Raw genomic sequence first — 6,356 nt, forward strand, 5'->3', positions numbered from 1 at the left:
ATTCCTGGCCGTCCGCCGCGGCAGGGCCGGTGAGCGGCGCAAGCAGGCCGATCTTGACGACGTCGGCAAAGGCGGGGGCGGCTGATGCGGCAAACATGCCGATCAACGTCGTGCTCATCAGCATATGGCGGATTCGACTTGCGGCGGATTTGGGCTTCATCGTGCTGTTCCCTGTTTTCCTCCCGTTCATCGGGAGTTGGATAATTGACAATCTACGCATAATTGTTCTTATTTGAAAAGGATTTTTCAACGCAACCTGGCCGGGAAGATGGTTCCCGCAAAGGTATGGAAGCCGTGGCGCTTTGCTGCGCAACTGCATTAAAACAGGGCAAGTCCCGACGGAGCGGACAATGACGATCTCGCAGAAGACCCTTGAAACCAGCCACGGCAAGATCGCGGTGCGTGAGACCAGCGGCCAGGGAACCGCTGTCATGCTGATCCACGGCAATTCATCTTCCAGTGCCGTTTTCCGCAACCAGTTGGACGGCCCGTTGGGCGAGCGATATCACCTCATCGCTCCCGACCTACCCGGCCATGGAGCGTCCGGCGATGCGATCGATCCAGAGCGTTCCTACAGCATGGAAGGCTATGCCGATGCCATGACCGAAGTGCTCGGGCTGCTCGGCATCGACAAGGCCATCGTCTTCGGCTGGTCGCTCGGCGGCCATATCGGGCTTGAGATGATCGACCGCTTTCCCGGCCTGCTTGGCTTGATGATCACCGGCACGCCGCCTGTCTCGCCCGAGGAGGTCGGTAGCGGATTCAAGCCGAGCCCGCATATGCATCTCGCCGGGCAGGAGACCTTCACCGGCGCCGACGTGGAGGCCTATGCGCGCAGCACTTGCGGCGAGCCGTTCGAGCCGTTTCTCATCGACACGGTGGCGCGCACCGATGGACGGGCGCGGCGCCTGATGTTCGAAAAGTTCGCGGCCGGCACTGGCCGGAACCAGCGCGAGATCGTGGCCGGCAAGACGCCGCCGATCGCCGTTCTGAACGGCATCGACGAGCCATTCGTCAACACCGATTTCGTCTCCGCTGTGAAATTCTCCAATCTATGGGAAGGCAAGACCCATCTGCTCGACAAATCCGGCCACGCGCCGTTCTGGGATTCGCCGGATCGCTTCAATCCGGTCCTCGCCCGCTTCCTGGCAAGCGTCGACATAGCGTAGGTCCGTCGGAAACCGGCGCCACGGACCCGCCTTCGCGTTGGGTGGGTGACAATCACGCGCATCTGTCGTATATTGACATAAAGATATCCTTATGTGACATGAAAAGGCCTGTCGCCAAAGGGATAAAAAATGTCGCAGAATTCTGCCTCGCTGGACGCATTGTTCGGCCCCGTCGCGGCAAAACCGGACGGCCCGGAAGTGCTTGCCGCGCTGACAGCGGCGGCACGCGAGCGCATTCTCATCCTCGACGGCGCCATGGGCACCCAGATCCAGGGCCTCGGGTTTAACGAGGACCAATTCCGCGGCGAGGCTTTCGCCGGCTGCGCCTGCCATCAGCAGGGCAACAACGACCTTTTGATCCTGACCCAGCCCGGGGCGATCGAGGAGATCCATTATCAATACGCCATCGCAGGCGCCGACATCCTGGAGACCAATACTTTCTCCTCGACCTCGATCGCCCAGGCCGACTACGGCATGGAAGATGCCGTCTATGCGCTGAACCGCGATGGCGCGCGGCTGGTCAGGCGCGCCGCTGTTCGGGCCGAGCAGCAGGACGGCAAACGAAGGTTTGTCGCCGGAGCGCTCGGGCCGACAAACCGCACCGCCTCGATGTCGCCCGACGTCAACAATCCCGGCTATCGCGCCGTGACCTTCGACGATTTGCGCCTCGCCTATGGCGAGCAGCTGCGCGGGTTGATCGATGGCGGCGCCGACATCATCCTGATCGAGACCATCTTCGACACGCTGAACGCCAAGGCGGCGATCTTCGCGGCGGAAGAGATCTTCATCGAGAAGGGCGTGCGCCTGCCCGTGATGATATCGGGCACCATCACGGACCTCTCCGGCCGCACGCTGTCGGGCCAGACGCCGACCGCCTTCTGGCATTCGGTGCGCCATGCCAACCCCTTCACCATCGGCCTCAACTGCGCGCTCGGCGCCAACGCCATGCGAGCGCATCTGGCCGAAATATCCGGTGTCGCCGACACCTTTGTCTGCGCTTATCCGAATGCCGGCCTGCCCAACGAATTCGGCCGGTATGACGAAAGCCCGGACTTCATGGCCGCCCAGATCGAGGATTTCGCGCGTGAGGGACTGGTCAATGTCGTCGGCGGCTGCTGCGGCTCGACGCCGGAGCACATCCGCGCCATCGCCGAGGCGGTGCGGAAGTATCCGCCGCGCGCCATTCCGGACATTGAGCCCAGGATGCGCCTGTCCGGGCTGGAGCCATTCACGCTCACCGACGAGATCCCCTTCGTCAATGTCGGCGAGCGAACCAATGTCACCGGCTCGGCCAAGTTCCGGAAACTGATCACGGCGGGCGACTATGTCGCCGCGCTCGACGTCGCCCGCGACCAGGTCGCCAACGGCGCGCAGATCATCGACATCAACATGGACGAGGGTCTGATCGATTCGAAGAAGGCCATGGTCGAATACCTCAACCTGATCGCCGCCGAGCCGGACATCGCCCGCGTTCCTGTCATGGTCGACAGTTCGAAATGGGAGATCATCGAAGCCGGCTTGAAATGCGTGCAGGGCAAGCCGCTGGTCAACTCCATCTCGATGAAGGAGGGCGAAGAAGCCTTCCTGCATCATGCCAGGCTGGTCCGCGCCTATGGCGCCGCCGTCGTCGTCATGGCCTTCGACGAGGATGGCCAGGCCGACACCAAGGCGCGCAAGGTCGAGATCTGCACCCGCGCCTACAAGCTCCTCACCGAGCAGGCCGGCTTCCCGCCCGAGGACATCGTCTTCGATCCCAACGTGTTCGCCATCGCCACCGGCATCGAGGAGCACGACAATTACGGCGTCGACTTCATCGAGGCGGCCGGCGAGATCACCGCCACGCTGCCGCATGTCCACATTTCTGGCGGCGTGTCGAACCTGTCTTTCTCGTTCCGTGGCAACGAGCCGGTGCGCGAGGCCATGCATGCCGTATTCCTTTACCATGCCATCCAGCGCGGCATGGACATGGGCATCGTCAATGCCGGCCAGCTCGCCGTCTACGATACGATCGAGCCTGATCTGCGCGAGGCCTGCGAGGATGTCGTGCTCAACCGCGCGCCCAAGGCCGGCGGCACCGCCACCGAACGCATGCTGGAGATCGCCGAACGCTTCAAGGGCACGGCCGGCAAGGAAGCGCAGGAGCGCGATCTCGTCTGGCGCGAATGGACTGTCGAACAGCGGATCAGCCATGCGCTGGTCAACGGCATCACCGAATTCATCGACGCCGACACCGAGGAAGCACGGCTTGCCGCCGAGCGGCCGCTGCATGTCATCGAAGGCCCGCTGATGGCCGGCATGAACGTCGTCGGTGATCTGTTCGGCGCGGGAAAGATGTTCCTGCCGCAAGTGGTGAAGTCGGCGCGGGTAATGAAGCAGGCGGTGGCTGGACTGCTGCCGCACATGGAAGCCGAGAAGCTGGCAAACGCCGCCAACGGCATCGACAATGGCGAACGCAAAACGGCCGGAAAAATCCTGATGGCGACGGTCAAGGGCGATGTCCATGACATCGGCAAGAACATCGTCGGCGTGGTTCTCGCCTGCAACAATTACGAGATCATCGATCTCGGCGTCATGGTGCCGGCGGCCAGGATCCTGCAGACGGCGCGCGAGCAAAATGTCGATATCATCGGCCTGTCCGGCCTGATTACGCCGTCGCTGGACGAGATGGCGCACATGGCCGCCGAGATGGAGCGTGAAGGCTTCGACATTCCGCTGCTGATCGGCGGCGCGACGACCAGCCGCGTGCACACGGCGGTGAAGATCCACCCGCGCTACAGCAAGGGGCAGACGGTCTATGTCACCGACGCCAGCCGCGCGGTCGGCGTGGTCTCATCCTTGCTGTCCAACGAGAGCAAGCGCGGCTTTGTCGATACGGTGCGCGCCGAATACAAGAAGGTCGCCGATGCGCATGCCCGCTCGGAAGCCGACAAGCAGCGTTTGCCGCTGGCCAAGGCGAGGGCCAATGCGCATCGGATAGACTGGTCCGAATATGAGCCGCCGAAGCCGTCCTTCACAGGCGTGAAGGTGTTCGAGAACTGGGACCTGACCGAGCTCGCGCGCTACATCGATTGGACGCCGTTCTTCCAGACCTGGGAGCTGAAGGGCCGCTATCCCAAAATACTCGAAGACGAGGCGCAAGGTGCCGCCGCACGCCAGCTGTTCGAGGATGCGCAGGCGATGCTGAACAAGATCATCGCCGAGAAATGGTTCGCGCCGCGCGGCGTCATCGGCTTCTGGCCGGCCAACACCGTCGGCGACGACATCAGGCTGTTTACGGACGAGAAGCGGTCGCAGGAACTGGCGACGTTCTTCACCTTGCGCCAGCAACTGACCAAGCGCGACGGCAAGGCCAATGTTGCCCTGTCGGATTTCGTCGCGCCGGCGGAGTGCGGCAAGGCCGATTACATCGGCGGCTTCATCGTCACCGCCGGCATCGAGGAGGTGGCGATCGCCGAACGCTTCGAACGCGCCAACGACGACTATTCCTCGATCATGGTCAAGGCGCTGGCCGACCGCTTCGCCGAAGCCTTTGCCGAGCGCATGCATGAGAAGGTGCGCAAGGAATTCTGGGGCTACGTGCCAGACGAATCGTTGGCGCCGGACGAGCTGATCGGCGAACCCTATCGCGGCATCCGACCGGCGCCCGGCTATCCGGCTCAGCCCGACCATACGGAGAAGGCGACTTTGTTCCGGCTGCTCGACGGCGAAGGCAATGCCGGCGTGAGACTGACCGAAAGCTATGCGATGTGGCCGGGTTCATCCGTCTCGGGGATCTATCTGGCGCATCCCGAAAGCTATTATTTCGGCGTCGCCAAGATCGAGCGCGACCAGGTCGAGGATTATGCGCGCCGCAAGGCGATGCCGTTGGTCGAGGCCGAGCGCTGGCTTGGCCCCATCCTCAACTACGTGCCGGCACACTATGCCGAGGCGGCTGAATAGCCGATGCCGGCGCGCCTGACGGGAGCGACAGGCGAATGCCGGTCGCTTCTCCATTGTCATCCTGGCCCGCTTCGATTCCTGTGGGCTATTGCATGGCCGACGGGTTCATCCACAGCAGCTCCCAGACGTTGCCGTCCGGATCTTCGATGTGGCGGTTGAACATGAAACCAAGATCCTGCGCCGGGTTGGGATCGGCGCGACCGCCTGCCGCCACGCCCTTCTCGATTACGACATTGACCTCGTCCTTGCTGTCGACGGTGAGTGCGATCAACATCTGGCTGTCCCGCTTGGGGTCGCCGATCGGGCGCGCTGTGAACTGGCTGTAATGCTGGTGCGTCAGCAACATGACCCCGATCGAGTCTGAGAACATGATCGAGCTGGACTGGTCGCTCGAGAACTGCGGGTTCAGCGTGCCCCCGATCGCGAGATAGAACTTGGTCGCCGCCTGCAGATCGCGTACCGGTAGATTGAGGAAGATCATTTTGGTCATCGGTCTAAGCCTTGCTGCCGTTGATGGGTACTAGCCAGTCTAGTACTGTAACTATGGCTACCATGCGGGAACGGTACCGTCTAGTACTGGTTGAGAGGCGCTATGAAAATTGATGGTGAGACCAGGTCGGCTCGCAAGGATCGTGAAATCATTGAAGCGGCTACGGCCGCCTTCATCGCCAAGGGCTATGATGGAACCAGCATGGAAGAGATCGCCACCAAAGCAGGCGCATCCAAGCAGACTGTCTACAAGCATTTCACGGACAAGGAGACGCTTTTCGGCGAAGTCGTCGAGTCCACCGCCAGCCAGACCAACGATGTCGTCGAGTCGGTGACGATGCTGCTTTCCGAGGCGAAATTCATGGAGGGTGGGCTACAGCAGCTTGCCCGACGCATGACAACGACGCTGATGGACGAAGAGCTGCTGAAGCTGCGGCGTCTGATTATCGCCAACGCGGATCGGATGCCGCAGCTTGGCCGGAGCTGGTATGAAAAAGGTTTTGAACGCATGCTTGCCTCGGTGGCATCATGCTTTCAAAAGCTTACCAGTCGAGGCCTGTTGCAGACCAGCGATCCCCGTCTGGCGGCCAGCCATCTCTTCGGAATGCTTCTCTGGATCCCAATGAACGAAGCCATGTTCACCGGAAGCAACCCGCGTTCGAAGGCGGATCTCGAGCGGCACGCCGATGCTTCGGTCGAAGCATTCCTTGCCGCCTATGGGGCGCGGCCGAAATAGTCGCGCGCCGCTCCGCCAGCGAC

Annotated in this window: 4 protein-coding genes; 3 read left to right on the plus strand and 1 reads right to left on the minus strand. The window is 62.1% G+C overall.

Annotated elements, in window-relative coordinates:
- The first annotated feature begins 350 nt into the window (after positions 1 to 350).
- On the plus strand, positions 351 to 1,169 hold the full coding sequence (locus EN969_RS12520) for an alpha/beta hydrolase (RefSeq protein WP_063170051.1): 819 nt from the start codon (positions 351 to 353) through the stop codon (positions 1,167 to 1,169).
- A gap of 129 nt (positions 1,170 to 1,298) precedes the next feature.
- Complete coding sequence (metH, locus tag EN969_RS12525; RefSeq protein ID WP_063170052.1) at positions 1,299 to 5,108, plus strand: methionine synthase; 3,810 nt, start codon at positions 1,299 to 1,301, stop codon at positions 5,106 to 5,108.
- Between the two features lie 85 nt (positions 5,109 to 5,193).
- On the opposite strand, the gene EN969_RS12530 is transcribed toward metH, so the two are convergent.
- Positions 5,194 to 5,598 (minus strand): VOC family protein, encoded by a 405-nt coding sequence (locus EN969_RS12530; RefSeq protein ID WP_013530216.1) that lies wholly within the window; start codon positions 5,596 to 5,598, stop codon positions 5,194 to 5,196.
- Positions 5,599 to 5,700: 102 nt separating this feature from the next.
- Between EN969_RS12530 and EN969_RS12535 the strand changes: the two genes are divergently transcribed.
- Positions 5,701 to 6,333, plus strand: a complete 633-nt coding sequence (locus EN969_RS12535; protein WP_024504795.1) for a TetR/AcrR family transcriptional regulator — start codon at positions 5,701 to 5,703, stop codon at positions 6,331 to 6,333.
- Positions 6,334 to 6,356 lie beyond the last annotated feature (23 nt).

The organism is Mesorhizobium sp. M7A.F.Ca.CA.003.01.2.1 (assembly GCF_003998945.1).
Classification (GTDB): domain Bacteria; phylum Pseudomonadota; class Alphaproteobacteria; order Rhizobiales; family Rhizobiaceae; genus Mesorhizobium; species Mesorhizobium ciceri.

Bases quoted from the DNA above. Each gene is read 5' to 3' on its own strand.
- EN969_RS12520 (WP_063170051.1), top strand. From the start codon at position 351: ATGACGATCTCGCAGAAGACCCTTGAAACCAGCCACGGCAAGATCGCG.
- metH (WP_063170052.1), top strand. From the start codon at position 1,299: ATGTCGCAGAATTCTGCCTCGCTGGACGCATTGTTCGGCCCCGTCGCG.
- EN969_RS12530 (WP_013530216.1), bottom strand. From the start codon at position 5,598: ATGACCAAAATGATCTTCCTCAATCTACCGGTACGCGATCTGCAGGCG.
- EN969_RS12535 (WP_024504795.1), top strand. From the start codon at position 5,701: ATGAAAATTGATGGTGAGACCAGGTCGGCTCGCAAGGATCGTGAAATC.